21 protein-coding genes are annotated in these 20,497 nt (G+C 53.0%); 12 read left to right on the forward strand and 9 right to left on the reverse strand.

Going from position 1 to position 20,497, the window contains the following annotated elements; genetic code table 11:
- The 6 genes from VI01_RS07200 (at position 1) to VI01_RS07225 (ending at position 5,180) form a co-directional block, all read left to right on the forward strand.
- On the forward strand, positions 1–702 hold the full coding sequence (locus VI01_RS07200; RefSeq protein ID WP_045814579.1) for a winged helix-turn-helix domain-containing protein: 702 nt from the start codon (positions 1–3) through the stop codon (positions 700–702).
- Positions 699–1,967, forward strand: coding sequence for a HAMP domain-containing sensor histidine kinase (locus VI01_RS07205; protein ID WP_052696976.1), 1,269 nt, complete (start codon positions 699–701; stop codon positions 1,965–1,967). The genes VI01_RS07200 and VI01_RS07205 overlap by 4 nt, the downstream gene beginning before the upstream one ends.
- 89 nt (positions 1,968–2,056) lie before the next feature.
- A complete protein-coding gene (locus VI01_RS07210) occupies positions 2,057–2,836 on the forward strand; it encodes a MipA/OmpV family protein (RefSeq protein ID WP_045814580.1) in 780 nt (259 codons plus the stop codon).
- Positions 2,837–2,927: 91 nt separating this feature from the next.
- A complete protein-coding gene (locus tag VI01_RS07215; RefSeq protein ID WP_045814581.1) occupies positions 2,928–3,626 on the forward strand; it encodes a transcriptional regulator in 699 nt (232 codons plus the stop codon).
- The gene (locus VI01_RS07220) at positions 3,613–4,533 is read left to right on the forward strand and encodes a pyridoxal-phosphate dependent enzyme (RefSeq protein WP_045814582.1); all 921 of its coding nucleotides are present in this window, start codon (positions 3,613–3,615) and stop codon (positions 4,531–4,533) included. Before VI01_RS07215 ends, VI01_RS07220 begins: the two co-directional genes overlap by 14 nt.
- A 14-nt stretch (positions 4,534–4,547) precedes the next feature.
- Positions 4,548–5,180 (forward strand): serine-tRNA(Ala) deacylase AlaX, encoded by a 633-nt coding sequence (locus VI01_RS07225; protein ID WP_045814583.1) that lies wholly within the window; start codon positions 4,548–4,550, stop codon positions 5,178–5,180.
- Between the two features lie 29 nt (positions 5,181–5,209).
- Here VI01_RS07225 and VI01_RS07230 read toward each other — a convergent pair whose 3' ends face one another.
- The gene (locus tag VI01_RS07230; RefSeq protein WP_052696977.1) at positions 5,210–5,752 is read right to left on the reverse strand and encodes a hypothetical protein; all 543 of its coding nucleotides are present in this window, start codon (positions 5,750–5,752) and stop codon (positions 5,210–5,212) included.
- A gap of 270 nt (positions 5,753–6,022) precedes the next feature.
- Positions 6,023–6,772, reverse strand: a complete 750-nt coding sequence (locus VI01_RS07235) for an SDR family oxidoreductase (protein ID WP_045814584.1) — start codon at positions 6,770–6,772, stop codon at positions 6,023–6,025.
- A gap of 131 nt (positions 6,773–6,903) precedes the next feature.
- Between VI01_RS07235 and VI01_RS07240 the strand changes: the two genes are divergently transcribed.
- Entirely contained in the window at positions 6,904–7,809 is a 906-nt protein-coding gene (locus VI01_RS07240; protein ID WP_045814585.1) for a LysR family transcriptional regulator, read from the forward strand.
- Positions 7,810–8,024: 215 nt separating this feature from the next.
- Positions 8,025–8,891, forward strand: coding sequence for a DMT family transporter (locus VI01_RS07245; protein ID WP_369801867.1), 867 nt, complete (start codon positions 8,025–8,027; stop codon positions 8,889–8,891).
- A gap of 43 nt (positions 8,892–8,934) precedes the next feature.
- Here the strand turns inward: VI01_RS07245 and VI01_RS07250 are convergent, their stop codons facing one another.
- The 4 genes from VI01_RS07250 to VI01_RS07260 form a co-directional block, all read right to left on the reverse strand.
- Positions 8,935–9,828, reverse strand: coding sequence for an SDR family oxidoreductase (locus tag VI01_RS07250; protein WP_045814587.1), 894 nt, complete (start codon positions 9,826–9,828; stop codon positions 8,935–8,937).
- Between the two features lie 269 nt (positions 9,829–10,097).
- The gene (locus tag VI01_RS24770; RefSeq protein WP_072050596.1) at positions 10,098–10,268 is read right to left on the reverse strand and encodes a general stress protein; all 171 of its coding nucleotides are present in this window, start codon (positions 10,266–10,268) and stop codon (positions 10,098–10,100) included.
- A gap of 237 nt (positions 10,269–10,505) precedes the next feature.
- Positions 10,506–11,606, reverse strand: a complete 1,101-nt coding sequence (locus VI01_RS07255) for an ABC transporter substrate-binding protein (RefSeq protein WP_045814588.1) — start codon at positions 11,604–11,606, stop codon at positions 10,506–10,508.
- 49 nt (positions 11,607–11,655) lie between these two features.
- A complete protein-coding gene (locus tag VI01_RS07260) occupies positions 11,656–13,785 on the reverse strand; it encodes a TonB-dependent siderophore receptor (RefSeq protein WP_045814589.1) in 2,130 nt (709 codons plus the stop codon).
- Positions 13,786–14,202: 417 nt separating this feature from the next.
- Here VI01_RS07260 and VI01_RS07265 point away from each other — a divergent pair, with 417 nt between their 5' ends.
- Entirely contained in the window at positions 14,203–15,090 is an 888-nt protein-coding gene (locus VI01_RS07265) for a MurR/RpiR family transcriptional regulator (RefSeq protein WP_045814590.1), read from the forward strand.
- 5 nt (positions 15,091–15,095) lie between these two features.
- Here the strand turns inward: VI01_RS07265 and VI01_RS07270 are convergent, their stop codons facing one another.
- A complete protein-coding gene (locus VI01_RS07270) occupies positions 15,096–16,010 on the reverse strand; it encodes a DMT family transporter (RefSeq protein ID WP_045814591.1) in 915 nt (304 codons plus the stop codon).
- Between the two features lie 119 nt (positions 16,011–16,129).
- On the opposite strand from VI01_RS07270, the gene VI01_RS07275 reads away from it, so the two are divergent.
- The 3 genes from VI01_RS07275 to VI01_RS07285 all read left to right on the forward strand — a co-directional run bounded on the left by VI01_RS07275 (position 16,130) and on the right by VI01_RS07285 (position 18,233).
- Positions 16,130–16,675, forward strand: coding sequence for a GNAT family N-acetyltransferase (locus VI01_RS07275; protein WP_045814592.1), 546 nt, complete (start codon positions 16,130–16,132; stop codon positions 16,673–16,675).
- Positions 16,659–17,102, forward strand: coding sequence for a GNAT family N-acetyltransferase (locus tag VI01_RS07280; RefSeq protein ID WP_231638477.1), 444 nt, complete (start codon positions 16,659–16,661; stop codon positions 17,100–17,102). Before VI01_RS07275 ends, VI01_RS07280 begins: the two co-directional genes overlap by 17 nt.
- 216 nt (positions 17,103–17,318) lie before the next feature.
- On the forward strand, positions 17,319–18,233 hold the full coding sequence (locus tag VI01_RS07285; RefSeq protein ID WP_045814593.1) for an alpha/beta fold hydrolase: 915 nt from the start codon (positions 17,319–17,321) through the stop codon (positions 18,231–18,233).
- On the opposite strand, the gene VI01_RS07290 is transcribed toward VI01_RS07285, so the two are convergent.
- Together VI01_RS07290 and iolE are read right to left on the reverse strand one after the other, a co-directional pair.
- Complete coding sequence (locus VI01_RS07290; RefSeq protein WP_045814594.1) at positions 18,230–19,411, reverse strand: Gfo/Idh/MocA family protein; 1,182 nt, start codon at positions 19,409–19,411, stop codon at positions 18,230–18,232. The two genes, VI01_RS07285 and VI01_RS07290, sit on opposite strands and share 4 nt — an antisense overlap.
- A 10-nt stretch (positions 19,412–19,421) precedes the next feature.
- The gene (gene iolE / locus VI01_RS07295) at positions 19,422–20,345 is read right to left on the reverse strand and encodes a myo-inosose-2 dehydratase (protein WP_045814595.1); all 924 of its coding nucleotides are present in this window, start codon (positions 20,343–20,345) and stop codon (positions 19,422–19,424) included.
- Between the last annotated feature and the right edge of the window lie 152 nt (positions 20,346–20,497).

Below are 20,497 nucleotides of genomic sequence, written 5' to 3' on the forward strand. Positions count from 1 at the left end.
ATGACCTCGGTTCTGTTGATAGAAGATGACCTCAGGCTGGCGGGAATGATTCTGCCGTATCTGGCGCAGTATGAATTCAGGGTTGAACACAGTGCCAGCTCTCAGGACGCGCAGTTAAAAATGAAACAGCACCCTTTTGATGTGGTGCTGTTAGACCTGATGCTGGGTGATGCTGACGGTCTGGCGCTTTGCCGCGACATTCGCGGCCTGTATCTGCATGAACCCGCCATCATCATGGTGACAGGGCGAGGCGATCCCGCAGACAGAATTATCGGCCTGGAAGTCGGTGCAGATGATTACCTACCAAAACCTTTTGAGCCCCGTGAATTACTGGCGCGCATGCGTGCGGTGCTGCGACGTATCAAGCCGGGCAGCGGAGTGCGTGAAACAGGGTTGATTAGTTCTGGCTCGCTGGAGATTGATACTGCAGCACGCACGGTGATGTTAAATCAGAATAGCTGCTCGCTAACCTCATTGCAGTTCGACCTGCTGGTTTCGTTAGCGCGGAATGCTGGCAGGGTTTTGAATCGGGAACAGATTTGGCAATCTGTCCGCGGCGAAAGCTATGAGAGTTTTGACCGTGCGATTGACGTGCACATTGGCCGCATCCGGCAAATGATTGAAGACGATCCCCGTGCGCCAAAACGGATTATCACCGTACGCGGTGTCGGCTACGTATTTTCGGCGTTGCCTGGTGCATGAAGCGTCTCAGTGATTTACCCATCCATTTGCAGATCTTTTCTGCCTTCAGCTGTGCGCTGTTGCTGGTGGTGGCATGCACCATTGCACTCTGGTTGTGGAGTGATGATAACAACCGTCATCTTGATGCCTTCGCGACCTTTTCTGAGTTAGTTGAGAAAAATTTACCCCCTGCAACCGCTTCTCCTGCGGCGCAATCTGCCGCCATTGACCAGTGGATTGCACGCGCGCATACCCGCTTTGCGCTGTTCGCCGCCGATGGCACACCATTGAGCCGCCCGCTGACGCCTCCTCTGGCGTTTCCCAAACGTGTCGACCATGGCGGATTGTTTGACGACTGGTACGGCATGCGATTTGTCTGGCAACTTAAAGATAAACGCGTGTTGGTCATTCAATTCAGTAGCGACCGACAGAAACGGCCGTGGGTGTTTATCCTGATGTTGATGATGCTCGCGGCCAGCGTTGCACTGATCTCTTTCCCCGTAATCCGGCGTTTAACGGCGCGGCTGGAATCACTTCAGCGCAGTGTTGAATTGTTGGGGAAAGGGGATCTTCGGACACGCATGCCTGTCGCAGGACGAGACGAAGTCGCGCAGTTAGCGGAGAGCTTTAACCGTTCAGCCACCCAGATCGAACAACTGGTGCAATCGCAGAAAACCATCTTGGCCAATGCTTCGCACGAACTCCGCTCGCCTTTGATGCGAATTCAGATGGCAGCAGCGCTGTTAGAGCAAAATGAGTCAGCGCCAGGACGTGAATTACAACGCAGCGTGGCGGAATTGGATGCACTGGTAGAAGAAATTATGACGTTAAGTCGCCTGGAGTTATCGCCCAATGTGATCAACGGTGAGCTTAAACGTGTCGATGTGACCGCCATTGCTGCTGAAGAGTGCGCGCGTGTTCAGGTTGAATTGACCGCCGTACATATTGTTGCCGAAGTCGATGCGCGCTTGCTGCGCCGTCTCCTGCGCAATTTGATCGAAAACGCGCTGCATTACGCCGGACGTGATATTCGGGTCGAACTCAATGACGACGGTGAGGGGCACTTTATCCTACAAGTGAAAGACCGTGGGCCAGGTATTCCTGAAGCAGATCATGCGCAGGTGTTTGAGCCGTTCTTCCGGCTAAGCCGAAAGGGCAACGGATCCGGGCTGGGCCTCGCCTTAGTCCGCTCCATCGCCTTATACCATGCGGGCAGTATTACGCTGAGGAATCGAGCCGGGGGCGGAGCCTGCTTTAAAGTGCGAATTCCGCTCGCTGTTACATAACTTTACCAGGGATAAAAACAGGATTTACAAGGGAGTGTTGCAATCAGCGGGCTTAACTTACGCCCTCTTGCAACCAAAGGATGAATTTGATGCGCTTCACTCTGGCTCAACCTGTGACGCTGTTTTGCCTGCTCTCTTTAACGTCGATGTCCGCTGTGGCCGCAGACGATAGCCCTGAGTTTTCTGGCTACATAGGAGGCGGTGTTGGCGAGAAACCAAATTACTCGGGTGCCAAAGACACTAAAACCGAGTTCATCCCCGCGTTCAAACTGGCTTACGGCCCGCTCTTTGTCGGCGGGGTCGATGATCTGGTTGCCCTCGGCTGGGATGTCGTGAAAACCGAACACTGGACATTTGCGCTAGGCGCAGGGACAGACATTTCACCCCGTAAGGAATCCGATGATGACCACCTGCACGGGCTGGGTGATATTGATGTTACGCCGCGTGCCTTCACTTCAGCCACTTACGAAAACTCCTGGTTCAAAGGCAGCATCATTGCCACTCAAGATATTGGCGGCAACCAACAGGGTTTTAAACTTGCCTCGTATGCCCATCTGCAGTGGCATCCCGTGGATAATCTGCGGCTCTACACTGGCCCGACGTTGAGTTGGGCGGACAGTAATTATTTACAAACTCAATACGGTGTCACGGCAGTGCAGTCCGAGCGCAGCGGCCTGTCACGTTACACTGCGGATGCCGGAATTGAGAAGATTGGATGGGATGTCGGCATGGATTATGTCGTGACGCCCTCCTGGCTGTTAGGCGCGCGCGTCACTGCACAACGACTGCAGGACGACGCAGCCGATAGTCCGGTCACTCAGCAAGCCAGCCAGTTAACCGGTGTTCTATTTCTGGCATGGCGGTTTTAACAAGAGGGATAGAATCATTGGTCAACAGAAAGTTGATCAATGATGTCTGAAATGCTATTTTTCTACAAAATGTAGAACTAATGGTGCCCTGATGTCTTCAATTACAGACGAGCAATATGTTGCCGACTTAATGCGCATGCTGGCTGGCGCGGTAAAGGTCATCGGCAGTGTGATCCAGCGTAATGCCGAAGTCGTGCTGCACGATCTGCGTCAGCCTGAATATTCGATTGCTGAGATCGCCAATGCAGAAGTGACGGGACGTAAGCGGGGTGATTCGGTATTAGCCGGATTACGCACCGACAGGGCATTTATCAGCGCGATGGAGCGCAAAGATGAAGCCATTTCCTTATTACTGGATTACCCCACCTTTACCCGCGAGGGCAAGCCGCTTCGTAGCAGCACTGCGATTTATCGTGACCGATACGGTGTGCCTTTTGCTGCACTCTGCATCAACGTCGATAACGCAGATATTGAGCAGGCGCTGCGCGTGCTGCAATCCATGACTGCAATGTGTCAACCTGAGGTGCAGGGCTCAGAAGTCGAACCGGCAGCGGAAAGCCCGGACACCATCGAACATCTGATGAGCGAAATCATCAACACGACTTCTGCACTACATCACGGAAACAATCGCAATGACATCAAACGGGCCAATCTGCTCGCGGTGAAGCATATGCAGGAGAAGGGACTGTTTCTGATGAAAGGTGGAGTGGAGAAAGCCGCAGCGGCGCTCGGCGTCACGCGTTACACCATCTACAACTATCTGGATGAAATCAAAAATGAAAACAGCTGAGTCGCTAAGCATTAAAACGCCGTTGCTGGAATCTTTGCCACTCAGTCAACTCAATAAAACCCGGGTGTGGCTGAAGATGGAAGCGATGCAGCCTTCCGGTTCCTTCAAAATCCGCGGTATCGGGTTTGCCTGTCAGCAGCATGCTGCGCGCGGAGTAAAGCGATTTATCTCTTCATCGGGGGGAAACGCAGGTTTGGCGGTGGCCTATGCGAGCCGTCAACTCGGTGTACCTGCAGTGGTTGTGGTCCCGGAGTCGACGTCTCAACATGCGCTTCATCTGCTGACACTGGAAGGGGCGGAGGTGATCGTTCACGGTAAAACCTGGGCGGACGCTAATCACCTGGCGCAGTCGTTGGTGTCCGAACAGGACGCATTTATCCATCCTTTTGATCATGCGTTGTTGTGGCAGGGCATTGCGAACCTGATCGATGAAGTTGTAGAAGAAGGGGTGCGACCTGATGCTGTGGTGCTTTCAGTGGGCGGCGGCAGCCTTTTGTCAGGGGTTGATCAAGGGTTAACACGGCAAGGATTACATCATGTGCCGATTTACATCGCAGAAACCACGGGTATGGCGTCTTATCACGCTGCGTTGGCCGCGGGACATCCAATTGCCTTGGAACATCTCAGCGGCATTGCGACGTCATTAGGCGCACGCCAGGTCTGCCAGCGCGCCTTTGATGTCAGTAAAACCCGTGACGTGCTGGCCTCGCGCGTCAGTGACAGGGAAGCCGTTGATGCCTGCCTGGCATTTCTTAATGACCATCGCACCCTGGTGGAACCGGCATGTGGTGCAGCGCTGGCACTGCTTTACGGACAAAAATTGCCGTTAGCGGGTGTAGAAAACCTGTTGGTTATCGTCTGCGGCGGTTCCACTACGACCTTGAACGTGCTGCAAGCATTTAAGTGATAATTGGAGTTAAGATGACGGAAAGAGCCTACTATTTCAGCGATTTGCTGGAAATGGATGCGGAAGTGGTGCGGTGTGAAGCGCAGGAAGATGGCCGGTTTCGTGTGCAACTGGCGGCAACGCTGTTCCATCCGCAAGGCGGCGGGCAACCTGCTGACCAGGGCACGATAGGTGAGGCGAGGGTGTTACAACTCATTCAGGAAGAGGGTGAGTTACTGCATATTATCGACCGTGAAGTGGCGCTGGGTCGCGTGCATATCCGAATTGATGCGGCGCTGCGTGAACTGCACACACGTTACCATTCGGCAGGGCATCTGATTGCGTATGCCGGAGAGAAGTTTGGCTGGTTAGGCTACAAAGGTGATCATCGTCCCGGCAATGGACGTATTGTTTTTAAACCGCAGGGCGAACCGCAAACCGTTGATGAATCGGCAATCGCTGAAGGTGTCGATGCGCTGGTGGCGCAGGATCTCGCACGCGTGCTGCGGGATGACGCCGGACGCAGAATGGTCAGTTGGGGCGAATTGACGCCGTATGCCTGCGGTGGCACGCATGTGCCGCGCACCAGTGAAGTGGGTGAAATCGTGATCACCCGGGTTAAAGCGAAGAAGGGCGAACTCTCGGTGCAGTATGAAGTGCGAGATTGATGAGCAGGCGCATTAACGCCTGCACTGCGTTACTTAAATTCATCTATTTTTAATTGTGCGAAAGCCTGATCGACATCGTTATAGGTTTGTGCGGTGGTATAACTGCCAGACAGTTGCCAATAAAAAACCGGCGCGCCAGGCTCTTCGCTACTCTCCGCCACACGATAGCGAGAGAATTTTATTTTTGCGGCTTCAGTCAGATCTTCATTGTCCTGATTTGATGAGAACTTCATTGCGCGGATCAGGTAATAAACGCCCTGAATCTGATGCAATTCAAAGCCAATGATTTTGTCAGACGAACCTGCCAGGCGGAAATCTGACCAGGTAAATCCGTCATCATCCGGGACCGGTAAAATATATGCGTTGCCGTTTTTATTGATGAACGCAGATAGGGTCTGGCTGGGATGTGAGGTGTTATTGTCAAAGGTGGCTGAGATCAGTAAATCCGGGACGCCATCCTGATTAAGATCGATACTATTCGCCCCTGCCAGCAACTCGACTCGCGTAGCAGCCTGAGCGCCGAAAACGATGCAAAATGACAGAATGAGAAACGCATAAGTCTTTAACTTCACTGCACGATTTCCTTACCGGTTAAGACAATATCAGTGATTAACACCTCAATATTGAAAGACAGCATGGCATTGCTGCCTGATAGCCATCATGGCGTATTCAATTTTTTTTTGCTCTGCACGAGCGCTGAATTATGTGTGTTTTTGCCGGGATGCGAAAGGGTGAGAGGAGTAATTATATTCAGAGCGATGCACTGATGAAGTGCGTCATCCATTACGCACTTCGCTACAGGAAAACGGGCCTAACCTTGACGTCTTTCCTTAGGTTTCAACTCATACCTGCGCCATGCCACCATCCACGAACAGTTCGGTGGCATTAACAAAGCTGGAGGCATCGGATGCAAGAAACGCCACCACCTGACCAATTTCACCGGGTTCACCCAATCGACCCAATGGCACCTGGGCGGCTAACGCATCGAACAATCCCTGACGCTGATCTTCGGGCACTAAATCGCCCAAACCCGGCGTGCGCACCGGGCCAGGGCTCACCACGTTGACACGAATTCCGCGATCTTTCACATCCAGCGCCCATGAACGGGCAAAGTTGCGCACGGCGGCTTTACTGGCGCTGTAAACACTGAAGCCTGCTGTGCCCTGAATCGACGTGGTAGACGCGGTTAAAATGACCGAGGCTTTGTCACTTAACAACGGCAGCGCCTTTTGCACGGTAAACAGCACACCACGCACGTTGGTGCCAAAGATACGGTCGAAGTGCTCTTCAGTAATCGCACCCAGTGGCAACATATCGCCGCCGCCAGCATTGGCGAATAGAATATCGAGCCGGCCCGACTGGCGCGCAATCTGGGCATATACAGCATCCAGATCGCTCAGCACGGAAGCATCAGCGCGAATGCCGGTTGCCTGTGCACCGATTAGCGTAACAGCAGCATCCAGTTCTGGCTGGCGACGACCGGTGATAAACACGCGAGCGCCCTGTGCTGCCAGCGCCTGGGCAGAGGCTAAACCAATCCCGCTGGTGCCGCCGGTGACTAAGGCAATTTTACCGTTTAATGATGTGTTCATGAGTGTTCTCCCAAATGGATTTAAGTGTGTAATGACTGCGTTGCAGTGCATGGGAGGCAATGTAACCCTGCGTGATTTGGCGATAAATGGTGTAAAATCGAAATCACTATTCCTGTGTGTGGATAATCATCATGGATCAGCTGTTGGCGATAAAGGCGTTTGCACGCGTGGTTGAGGCGGGGAACTTCACCCGTGCGGCCGATTCACTGGATATGCCCAATGCGACGTTGAGTAAATTGGTGCAGGAGTTAGAAGGGCATCTGGGCGTGCGCCTGTTACAACGCACCACGCGACGCGTCACCGTCACGCCTGAAGGACGAGATTATTACGACAAAGCGCTGCGTATCGTGCGTGACTTAGAAGATATCGACGGGGCTTTTAATGTGGTAAATGGAACGCCGCGCGGGTATCTGCGCGTTGATATTGGGGGTTCAACGGCGCGTGAGGTACTCATCCCACTGCTACCGGATTTCGTTGCGCGATTTCCTGAGATTCGCCTCGATCTTGGCGTATCGGACCGGGCTGTGGATCTGATTAGCGACAATGTCGATTGCGTCATTCGTGGCGGCCCACTGGGTGATTCATCGCTGGTGGCGCGTCATCTTGGTGATGCTGAGATGATCACCTGCGCGGCACCCGCTTATCTCAAAACTTACGGCGTGCCAGCTTATCCGCAAGAGCTTAAAAATGGGCATCGCTGGATTAGCTATTTATCCCCGCAGAGCGGACGCGCCTTCCCGCTGCGCTTTCTGCAGGGTAATGAGAAACAGGAAATGAAAATCGAGCATCGCATGGGGATTAATGAGAGCAATGCTCATCTGGCGGCGGCGGTGGCAGGATTAGGTATCATCCAAACATTCCGATACGCAGCAGCCACAGATTTAGCGTCAGGTGCACTGGTGGAAATACTGAAGGATTGGCGGCCCGCCAGCTATCCATTTCACGTGGTGTATCCGCAAAACCGCCATCTGACCCAGCGTTTACGGGTGTTTATCGAATGGTTGCGTGAAGTCTTTCCTGCAAGACTCAATGGATGACAAGCCTGAGGCGATCTGCTAACTTTTTGTTCCTGAACTCCCTATTTTGACTACAGGCCTGCGTAAATGACACTTTCAGCCGCACTTTCCCCGTCATACGAACATGGCCTGTATGCGATCTGCTGTCCTCCACCGCCTCCTGCACGCGTTGTGGTTCGCTAAGAACCGACATTCTTCACGCTTAAATTTACAACGTTTGTTTTAGGAGCATTTTCATGCGTTCTTCGTCTTTGACGTCGCAAGCGGCGACGTCGGGCTTCGTGCTGCTGTGGGGCAGTGCGGCCATCTTCTCACGCCTTGGTTTGGACAATGCCTCACCCATCGCGCTATTGATTGTGCGCTTCAGTGTGGCGCTGGCTGCATTATTGCTGGTGGGCCTATTTCGACGTCGCTGGTTACCCGATGCAGGCAGCCGAAAAACGGTGATGTTCACCGGACTCATGTTGATTGGTGCCTATTCGGTGTGTTACTTCCAGGCGATGGCCGAGGGTGTGACGCCCGGTTTGATTGCCACCATTATGGGCATACAACCGATCCTGACCCTCTGTATTGTGGAACGGCGAATGCAGGGTATGCGATTACTGGGACTCATGATCGCCTTAGCGGGATTGGTTCTACTGGTATGGCGCAGTCTGGCAGCATCACAATTGCCGTTAAGTGGCATTGTCTTCGCGTTGGGTGCACTGCTGTGTATGACATTTGGTGCCATCATGCAGAAAAAAGTGTCGCAGCATCCCGCACAGGTACTGCCGTTACAATACGCGGTGAGCCTTGCGCTGTGCGCGTTGTTACTGCCGATCAAAGCTTTCCATATCGACTTTACGTTGCACTTCTGGATCTCCGTACTGTTTCTCGGCGTGATGATCTCAGTGGTGGCGCAGCTGCTGCTGTACCGGCTGCTGAGTGCGGGAAGCATCGTTAACGTCACCAGTTTATTTTATTTGGTCCCGATCATTACGGCGGTGCTGGATTACCTGCTGTTAGGTAATGCGTTGCCGTGGTCGGGGATGGTGGGAATGTTGGCTATTCTGCTCGGCATCATGCTGGTATTCCGCGCGCCGCGCCTTAAAACTTTGGGCTAAGATCGAATAGGGCGCATCAATCTTGATGCGCCCTTCATCGGGGTTAAACCGTGCCGGTACCGCCATCAGAACACCAAACCTGTCCCGACGTGAAGCTATTCGTCGTTTCCGCAAACGTCACGTAGAGCGGCGCAATTTCAGCGGGCTGACCAGGGCGACCCAGTGGCGCAGAAGCGCCAAATTGCTCCACTTTCTCCTGCGGTTGGCCGCCACATACCTGAAGCGCAGTCCAGTAAGGGCCGGGCGCCACGGCGTTCACGCGGATTTGGTCTTTTCCCAGTTGCTTTGCCAGGGCTTTAGTAAAGGCCGCAATGGACGCTTTGGTCTGAGCGTAATCCAGCAGGATCGCGCTGGGATCGTATGCCTGTACTGACGAGGTGTTAATAATCGATGAACCTGCAGGTAAATACGCCAGCGCCGCTTTGGTTATCCAAAACATGGCATAAACGTTAGTCTTAAACGTCGCATCAAAATCTTCCGTTGAAAGGGTGCGAATCGATTCATTGAACTGCTGGCGACCGGCGTTGTTGACCAAAATATCCAGACCGTCCAGTTTCGTCGCCGCTTCCTTCACCAGTTGCTGGCAAAAGGATTCGGAACGGATATCACCCGGAATGGCAATCGCCTTGCGACCTTCCGCTTCAATCAGTTTGATCACCTCCGCCGCGTCCTGTTCTTCGTCGGGCAGATAATTTATCGCCACGTCGGCACCTTCACGCGCATAAGCAATGGCAACCGCACGGCCAATCCCAGAATCGCCGCCGGTGATCAGCGCTTTACGACCGGTTAAACGACCGGTGCCACGATAGCTGGTTTCACCATGGTCAGGTCGCGGTTCCATTTTGGCGGCCAGCCCAGGAAAATCCTGCAATTGTTTTTTAAAAGGAGGGGTTGGATATTGATGGGTAAGCAACGTTTTGTTAGTAAATGAACTCATCGTAATCTCCATGTTCTTCGCTAAAGATAAAATAAGCCTGGCATAAATGTGATATATGTCACGTCAAAAAATGACCAATTGAAACTTCGTGGGTTAAGCGAAGCGTTATTATTGCTATAGCGATATGAGTAAAAGGAGTATTTGCAAAGGGGAGCGAAGACCAGAATAAGCGCAAGACGTCAATCATATATCGCCGTTGCACTTATTCTTTTGCCAGTGGAACATCCCGGCATCCTTGTCGGTGGGGCGACTAGCACACCCGATGCGGATTAAGATCCTTTGTTACTGCTTTTACCGCCTTTTTTACCGGCTTCGGAAGCTTTCTCGGGGTTGTCTTTAAAATTCCCGCCGCTACTGCTTTGTCCACCTTTTTTACCCGCGTCAGACGCTTTTTGTTTGTCATCTGCGAAGTTTCCTGAACCGCCTCTATGCTCGGCCATAAAATGCCCTCATTCATGCATTGCGATTACATAATCGTGGGTAACATCACACGTTATGTCCAGACTGCAAAATTAAGGTTAGTGCCACTGGGGATATTAACAAGCGCGGCGGCAGCGTATTTTAATTTTGAATCGACAGATGCGATTTTTATTTTCTTAAGCAGATGAATTGCGAGGTTTAAAATTATATATAAATAATCGAAGCGCAATTAGCGCTTCGATTATCAGTAAGAGCGTTTATTGCGCAGGCATCCGGGCGAAATAGGTTCCGCTGTAAGGAATAGGCAGGAAATCATGGAAGATTTGCTTCAAGGTTTGCTCGGGTTCGATATCTGCGAACAGCTGCGGATAGAGCGTTTTTGCCATAAATTCCGTTGCCGCGATGTGCCAGGGGCTGAGGTAAAAATTCATCCAGATGACCGCGGAGTGGCCGTTGCGCAATGCAGCTAACTCGCGCAAACCGTTTTGCTGCGCAGTCAGTCGGGCAAAGCTATTTTGCACCGCAGGCAGCGACACTTCTGGCCCCAGCTTGAGCAATCCCTGCGCCTCGTTATCGCCAAATCCAGTGGCAAAGTAGTCATCCGGCTGTGCCGCGATCACCATTTCTTCACTTAAGCGACCAAACACCCCGTGCTGCGTTTTAGCCGCGATGTTGTCACCGCCCGCGGCGTTTAACAGTTCGCCAAGGCTGCCGTTGACTGCGGTGACACAACATTCATTCCGGCGGCCGAGGTGCAACTGCAACAATACCGAAGGTTTCGCGCCGTGATAGCTGGCCAGCCGATCACGAATCACCTGCATATGTGCGTCATAAAAACGGTTAAAGGCCTGCGCGCGTGCTTGCTGATTCAGCACCTCGCCAAAGATCTCAACGCTGCGACGGGTATTCTTCAGAAGATGCACGCGCAGATCGATTTTCACCACCGGAATATGGGCGGCTTTCAGCATGCTCACCAGGCGCAGATCGGCATCATCGTAGCGCGCCAGGCTCGGCAGGATCACCACATCCGGTTTGAGCGCCAGGATCTGCTCAGGATTGATGGCATTCGGGCCGCCTGAACCGAGGGAAGGGATGTTTAACATTTGCGGGAAATGGCGCGCAAAGCTGTTCCACGTCTGGCTATCGTACTTTTTCAAATCCTGAGGCCAGGCAACGATATGCTGAAAAGGATTGCCCGGCTCCAGCAGCGCCAGCGTATACAGCATGCGGCTTTCACCCAAGACAATGCGCTGCGGATGGTCAGGAATATCTACCTGATTTCCGTCAATATCCGTGACGGTTTTTGCCAGCGCGGCGCTGCTGAGTGCCAGTAAGAAGCAGGCCAGAACAATCAGCATTGGCCCCCACAGGGAAGGGGCGCGCCGGGCACCCGCTTTAACAACAGAATCAGAACTCAACGCTGGCCTCGACCATCAGGTTGCGGGTTTCCCCTTCACGCACGCGCAGATTGCCGCCGCTGGAGGTGTAATAGTGTTTATTGAAGAGGTTGTTCAGATTCAGCTTAAGCTGTGTCTTTTCACCAAACAGCCGATTGTTCCAGGCGATAAAGCTATCCGCCACCACGTAATCCGGCATCGTGAAGCTGTTCTCAGGATCGCCGGCTCGCGAGCCGACATAGCGCGCACCGCCACCGACGCGGAAATCACCGGGAATGCCGTTAATACTGAGACTGTGGCTGAGATAGAGTGCGCCCGAATGACGCGGTGCATTTTGCAGTCGATTGCCATTGTTAGCAGAATTTACGCCATCATCGACGATTTCAGCCTTATCGTAACTGTAGCTAGCGCTGAGATCCCAGCCCGGCAGCACTTCGCCGTTCAGCTCAAACTCTGCGCCGCTGGAACGCGCTTTATCAATCGCACGCGTTGTACCGTTAATGCTGAGTGACATGTCACGCTCATCTATGCGGTAAAGCGCGACGCTGGCAAACAGCTTGGGTGATATCTGCCATTTACTGCCAACTTCCCAGGTCGTGCCCTGTTCCAGTTTACCGACATTGCCGTCATCGTCCACATCGGTGGAGGGGGTAAAGGATTTGCTGACGCTGGTGTAAAGCGAGACATCAGGGGTGATTTTATATATCAGGCCCGCCTGTGGCAGGAATTTATTGCCTTCGCTGTTCAGTGTTTCCACTACGGGATCGAAGCCTTTGGATGCGCGCTGCTCGTAATGTTGATAGCGACCGCCAAGCACGGCAATCCACTGTTCCGTCAGTGAAATACTGTCTTTAGCGTAAACCGAACGGCTATGAATACGGTTCAGGTTATTGGCGTTGGCGGTGTTTTCCGTGGTGCTATTGGTGACCGGCGACAGGATGTCGTATTGCGGATCGGTAAAGTTAAACCCGGTATTTGATTTTCCCTGATACTGATGCGCACGGTAAGTCTGGTTCATTTCGTAGTCAGTTCCGATCACCACATCGTGTGTCATACCCAACAGCTGTTGCGAACCGAGCAGATCCCATGAAACGTATTTTGTTTTGTGGTTAAAGCCGCGATTAGCATCCGCCCGACGCGTGACGACACCGGTGGTGGGATTGATGGCGGTGACGCGCACTTCGTTGTTGTCGTATTGGCGCTGATTCCAGCCAAAAGTGACGCGCGTGCTCCAGTCATCATTGAACTGCCAGTCATAATGCGCATTGAGGGTTTTGTTGTGGCCCCAGGCGTGGTTGGCCTTGTCGTCGAGACGATCCTTGTAGCCAATATCCAGCGGCTTACCATTGATAAAGGCGGTGCCGCGATCGTACGGAATATCGTATTGATAATCTTCATAGCTCACGAGGAAGCTGGCTTTTTCGCCGTACCACTGTAACGAAGGCGCAATCAGCGTATGCTTTTCGCTGCCAAAATTGCGCCAGTAATCCTGATTCTGCTTTTCGGCAATCAGGCGAAAGGCAAAGCCGTTGCCCAGCGGGCCGGTGACATCGACGGTTCCGGCGCCGCCACCTTCGCTGGAGGCACGGCCACTGACTTTGGTGTGCCAGTCATATTGCGGTTTTTTGCTGACCACGTTAATTACACCGCCCGGATTCTGGATACCGTAAAGCAGGGAAGCCGAGCCTTTCAGCACTTCGACACGTTCGGTGGTGGCATCAAAATTTAATCCCTGGCTGCTGCGAATGCCGTCACGATAGATCGAACCATCGGAGTTGCTGCCAAATCCACGACGCACAAAACCATCTTCGGTGCCTGCCAGGGTATTGCCCTCCGTGACTCCACTGACAAAGCGCATCGCATCAGCGAGACTGGCAGCCTGATAGTCTTCAAGCTGTTGCTGAGTCACCACGCTCACCGATTGCGCTTCGTTCAGACGCGGCGTGGCGGTTTTGCTGGCAACGGAGCTGCTGGTGGCGTTGTAGCCTTGTGGACTACTTTCCTGCGCCGAAACCGTGAGGGTATTGTTGCTTTCCGCTGCCAGACTGCCTGCTGCAGTGAAAACGCTGACACCGTATATTGCGGCGATAATGGCCGGATGACATGTGGTTTTAAAAGCGAAATTTTTGTTGTTATTCATTTAAATAAACCTGGTGTTGGTGCGGAATTAATCTCGTCCATGAAACGAAGCTAGGATTAAATTTTTCCAGCAGAGAAAAGTGCATGAAATAAGCATTCTCTGTGGATCATGCGACCTAAACTGAGATGGCGTGATGTTATTGAGAATCATTCAAACATGAAAGAGTGTAGTAGTAAATGGAAAAAATGACGTGGATACTACAGCATGAATGCAGTCCATGATCGCCATTTTCTTTTTAAGCTTATCTGTAATAAATACATTAAAAACAGTCATATAATCTGATGTCGTGTTGTGGTGTAACGACCCAGCCTAAAGGCGCGTTAACTATCAGAGAGCTGGATTAAACAGGAAATTTCACTACAATGCAGTGCCTAAATGGGGGACGGAATCACGCCCTGATGACAAACAGGTAAAAAGATGGCCGTAAATAAAATTAAAAATCGGGTTGATGTATTAGGTGAACGCTATCGCGCACGCGCCCCGTCATTATCGTCCAGCCTTCAATCCGTCGCGCGATATATCCACGATAATCGTGAGGCAATATTAGATGCCACCGCAATGGAAATAGCGGATGCGACTCACACCTCAGATGCCACCGTGGTGCGTGCCGTCCAGGCATTGGGATTTGCTGGTTTGCGTGATTTGAAAACCACGCTGAAAGCCTGGTTTGGCCCGGCGATGAATTCAGAAGAGAAGATGAGCGCCACCGTCAGCGAGCTGTCGTGTGACATCAATTCGGGCATCGATTTCGTGTTGGGCGGCCATAAACGCGCCTGCGATGCCCTCTCGGAACCCCACAACCGGCAAGCGGTCGCGCAGGCTGTCGCGATGCTGATCGACGCGCGACAGGTTGCGCTGTTTGGCATTAATGCTTCAGGAATTCTGGCGGATTACAGCGCCCGTTTGTTCACGCGTATTGGCATTCCTGCCGTCACGCTCAATCGTTCGGGCATTGCCCTCGCCGAACAGTTGATCACCTTACAGCGTGGTGATGTGCTGATCATGATGGCGCAAAAATCTGCTCATAAAGAAGGGCTGACCACCCTGAAAGAGGCGAAGCGACTGGGGATGCCGGTGATTTTGCTGACCAATGCCTTAGATTCTGCCTTTGCCAAAGAAGCGGATGTGATTATCAATGTGCCGCGCGGTGGGGAGAATGGTCGTATGCCATTGCATGGCACCGTGCTGGTGTGTCTGGAGATGTTGATTTTGTCGGTGGCTTCAGCAACGTCATCGCGCACGGTAAAAACCATGAAACGCATTCAGGATCTCAATCGCTCACTGAAGCCCACCGGCAAAAAATAGCGTGATTATTTGTCAGAGGTACTCGGCGTGGCGGCTTTGACCATTCCGCTGCGCGTGACAAGCCACACTGCCAGCACAATCAGCAATGCACCGCCGACAAAGCCCTGATTGATCTGTTCGTCCAGCACTAACCAGCCCCACAGGATACCAAAAGGCGGAATCAGGAAGGTGACGGTGAGGGTGCGCAGGGGGCCAATATCGGCCAGTAAGCGGAAGTAGATGATGTAAGCTAGCGCGGTGCAAATAAAGCCGACGGCCAGGATGCAGGCCCAGACTTCAGGAATGTGCCAGTTCGCCGCAGGCGTTTGCGGGGCGCTGAAGGCAAAGAAAGGCAGCAGGAACAGAGAGGCACCCAACTGGCTGCCGAACGCGACTTTGGTGGCATCAAGCCCGCCGCGCGATTCAATCCAGCGCTTAGCGAGAAAGCCGGCAAAACCGTAGCAGGTGGTGGCGACCAGACAAGCCGCGATGCCGAGCACCAGCGCGTGTGAGAGCACCCCTTCACCAGTGGTACTAATCAACATAATGCCGACAAAACCGGCCACCATGCTCAGCACTTTACTTACGGTCAGTTGTTCATTGAAGAATGCGGCGCCTATCACGACGCCCATCAACGGCGCGGTGGCGTTGAGTATCGCGGAATAACCTGCGGGCAGCACGCGAGCGGCGAGGCAATACATCAGGAAAGGTAATCCAGAGTTAATCACACCCAGCAACATCGCCCAGCCAAATTTGCCTTCGAAGCAGCGCGGAATGCGTAGCACCGCCATCACGATGATTAAACCTAATGCGCCACATAACACGCGCAAAAAAGCCGTATTCACCGCACCCAGCGCGGGAACGGCAATACGCATAAAAAGAAAACTGGCTCCCCAGATAGCCGCCAGCAGTAAAAGTCGCAACGAGTCCGATGTTCGCATGGTTCAGATTTAATCATTAGAAAGATGGGCTGACATCATAGCAAAAATTCTTAACACTCAAAGCGATGTCGCGGTGCTATGTTACTTCGCTGCATCACAAAAAAACGGCGAGGGAATGAATGCATTGGGAGTCTGAAAGGCTGCTGTATCGACCGGTTGAGCGCACGGATTTGCAGGCGCTTTTTCGCATCTATGGCGATGCGCGAACACATCAATTTAACCCGCGCGGGCCTTATCCAAACCTTGATCATGCGCGAGAAGTGTTATTACGCAGAATCAAAGATCGCGCCATTCATGGATTCGATGATTGGGCCATTATGGAGAAAAGCGATCCTCAGCATGTGATTGGTTTCGGTGGCGTATTTGTCAGCGAATACAACGGGCGCAGAACTAACAACCTGGGTTACCGTTTTGAACCGGATGCCTGGGGAAAAGGCTATGCTACAGAACTCGCGCATCGTGCCATCCGCCACGGTTTTGAAGACCTAAAGCTGAGAGAAATCGTCGGCTTGGTGCGCGAGAATCACACTGCATCGCGCCGCGTACTGGAAAAGGTCGGGATGACTTTCCTCGAAAGGGTGTTTAATCCGCAGGATCCACCCGCCAGTTTAATGTTCAACATCACGCGCCAACAATGGAGAGAAAGAAATGGAACTGAAGATTAGAAAACTCACGGCAGATGATTACGCACAGTGGAAATCGCTGTGGTTAGGCTATCTCGACTTCTATGTCAGTGAGGTCACGGAAGAAGTCACCAATACGACATTTCAACGATTGGTTGCGGAGGGCGAGCCGATGCATTGCCTGGTGGCGGAAGAGCAGGGCAAATTGACCGGGCTAGTGCATTTTATCTGCCATCGCAGCACCTGGACCATGGGTGACTATTGTTACCTGCAGGATCTGTTCGTCAGCCCTGACGGGCGTAAACAAGGCACGGGTCGCGCGTTAATCGCAGCGGTGAATGCTGCCGCTGAGGCGTTGAACTGCTCGAAAGTGTATTGGATGACGCGTGAGAATAATTACCGCGCAAGAGCGCTGTACGATCAGGTCGCGGCGAAGACGGATTTTATTCAGTATCGTATTGCGCCCTAATTTGGGATCTCATTAGCACCCTTGCCAATCCTTAACCCCATCCTGTACCATTTGGGAATCGATCATTTCCTAAATGGTTTTTCCCTTACCGCAAACTCAAATCTCGACACGAGAACGCGGCCAACCATGCCAGTCCAGGAACGATGATGTTTTAGACCTATCCGACTAAAATTTTAACCAATTAGGAAGTAATCATTTCCATTTTAGGAGTCACCGATGAAGGACTCAGAATTAAAAATAACATCGCGCTGGTCACAACCCGTCGCCAACCTGCCTGGGTTTTCCCATCATTACGCCACGGTAGACGGTGTTCGCATCCACTACGTCAGCGGCGGCAACCCACAAGGTGAAACCCTGGTGCTGTTAGCCGGGTTCCCGCAAAGCTGGTTTGCGTGGCGCAAGGTGATGGCTCTGCTTGGTGATCGTTACGCCATTATCGCGCCCGATCTCCCCGGTCAGGGGGACTCTGACAAGCCTTATAGCGGCTATGACACCACCTCTCTGGCGGAAAAAGTACAGGGCCTGCTGCGGCAACTGAACATCCAGCACTACTATCTTGCGGCACATGATGTTGGCGCATGGGTGGCCTGGCCGTTTGCCCTGCGCTATGCCAAACAGATTAAGAAACTGGCACTGCTGGATGCAGGTATCCCGGGCGTCACCTTACCCGATGCGCTGCCCGCCACGCCTGATAAGGCCTGGAAAACCTGGCATTTTGGTTTCCATCTGCTGCCGGATCTGCCGGAAGCCTTAATTGCCGGGCGCGAAGAGATCTATCTGGAGTGGTTCCTGAAACGCAAAGCCGTCAGCCCAATGGTTTTTGATAAGGAGGATATGGCGGAATATACGCGCTTGCTGCAACAAAACGGGGCATTACGCGCAGGTATGGCGGCCTATCGCGAAGTGAGCGTCTCAGCCGAACAAAACCGTGCGTTGTTACGTGATAACGGCAAGCTAAGGGTGCCGTTACTGGCGGTGAGCGCCGATCAGGGCTCGATCCCCGATATGGCGATTCCGCTTCAGGAGTTTGCGGCTGAGGTTTCAGGCATCAAAATCACGCACTGCGGTCACTTCATCCCGGACGAGCAACCGCAGGCGCTGGCTGAAGCACTGCGCGAGTTTTTAAGTTAGTTGCGCAGACTGGCGATCTCCACACGTTGACCACTGGCCGAGGAGCGCACCATCGCTTCAATGATTTGCTGATTCTCCAGGCCAAAGCGGAAGTCCGGGAAACAACCGGCTTCGCTGCTGAGGCCTTTAATCAGGTCGTAGATTTCGATGACTTTCACATCGAAATATCCCAGGCCACCGCCTGCGAAATCGAAGCCAAAGAAGCCACCAAATTGCTCGACCTGAGAACCGGCATAAATAGTTTTGAAACCACGATCGTGCCTGGCATCACCATAACGTGCAATCTTCAGCTCGTTAAAACGCTCTCCGTCCATGATGATGGTGCCTTCAGTGCCCGAGATTTCCCAGGCAATGCCAAACACTTTACCTGCGGAAATGCGTGAAGATTCAATCACGCCACCGGCGCGATTCTCGAACGTGACCAGCGCCTGAAATTGATCGTCGTTTTCCACTTTTAAACGCGCCGCCTGCTTATCCGCTTGTGCGCCATAGCCTGAGCCACCGCCCGCCGCAGGGCGCGTTTCAATGAAAAGCTGCTCCTGACCCACCACGCTCTTGATCGGACCCATCAAATATTGCGCCACACTCACCACGTGTGAGCCTAAGTCACCGAGCGAGCCAGAACCGGCCTGTTCGCGCGAGCAACGCCAGCTCCATGGCAGTTCGGGATCGTTGAAGAACCCCTGATCGAACCAGCCACGGAAGCGGGTCGGTGTACCAATGTCACCGCGGTCGATCATCTGCTTCGCCAACTGCGCCGCTGGGGTTTTGATGTTATTGAACGCCATGATGGTTTTCACGCCAGCGCGCTCAGCTTCTTGCGTCAGGATTTGTGCCTCCTGCAACGAAACGGTGAGGGGCTTTTCACAGTAGACATGTTTGCCGGCGCGAATGGCGGCGAGTGCCATGTCAAAATGCATGCTGTTAGGCGTGGTGATATCAACAATATCGATTTCAGGATGGTTGACCAGCGACTGCCAGTCCGCCGTGCTGTGCTGGAAGCCGTAACGTCGTGCTGCTTCCTCGGCCAGCGCAGGTGTCACATCCGCCAGCGTATGCAAAACCGGCTGCAGCGCCAGGTTGCGATACAGTAAGCCTGCACGACGCCATGCATCAGCGTGCGCCTGGCCCATAAAGCCTGAACCGATCAGACCGACATTCAGTGTTTTTCCAGCCATCAGCGGCTCCTTAAGCATTTGCAGGTAAAATATGTTGGGCAACAAAACGTTGTGCGCGGGTAACGGTCTCTAACGGGGGCGCTTTCGCCGGATCCTGCTCGGCTTCCACCACCATCCAACCCTGATAGCCGCTGCGAGCGATAAACTCTGCCAGCGGGCGATAGTCAATGCCGCCGTCGCCCGGCACGGTAAACATCCCCGCAAGCACCGCTTCGTTGAAGGTCATACCGGTAGCCCGCACCTGTTGCAGGCGATCCAGCCGCACATCCTTCAGATGGATGTGGCAAATGCGGTCGGCGAATTCATCAATGAGTTGCGTATAGGAGAATCCGGCAGCGGTGGCGTGGCCGGTATCCAGTAACAGGCCAACGGCGGGCGAACAGGCACTAAACAGCGCACGAATTTCCGGCAGCGTTTCGGCCACCATCATGAGATGGTGGTGATAGGCGAGGCGTAAACCATATCGATCAAACAGGGCTTCGGCAAAGTGGGAAAGGCGATCGGCATAGTCGGCGACCTGACTTTCCGGCAACAAACGTCGGGTGCTTAGTGGCACATCCAGCGCGTTGTCAGCCATCCAGCCGCATTCGCCATACACCATAACGTTGGCACCATTTTCCTGCAGCAGGGCGGCATGGTTGTGCACCGCATCCAGTTCCTGCTCAACGCTGCGTTCGGTAAGAAATCCGTCATGCCAGCCCGATACCAGTTGCAGTTGATGTTGTGCCAACAGCTGCTTCAATGCGCCCGGTTCGCGCGGGAATATGCGACTCAGCTCGACGCCCTGAAATCCGGCCTGTTTCGCTTCCTTCAAACAGTGTTCAGCCGAGGTACCTGCGCCGAGGTATTGCAGAACTTCATTGACCCAGGAGAGAGGGCTGACGCCGAATTGAGGTGCGGGGTGACCTGTGCGGTAAAACGCATCTTTTATCATTTGCTTTGATCCTGTAGAGGAGATAGCGATGAAATTAGCGGATGCGATGCGCAGCGGCGAGCGCTTATTTGACGTAAAACCATCAAAATTTTCAGGCTAAACGTCAAAAAAATATTGATGTGATTTTGGATGGAAATTGATGGGTTAACAGG

The sequence above is a fragment of the Pantoea sp. SM3 genome (genome assembly GCF_000963995.1).
Classification (GTDB): Bacteria; Pseudomonadota; Gammaproteobacteria; order Enterobacterales; family Enterobacteriaceae; genus Pantoea; species Pantoea rwandensis_B.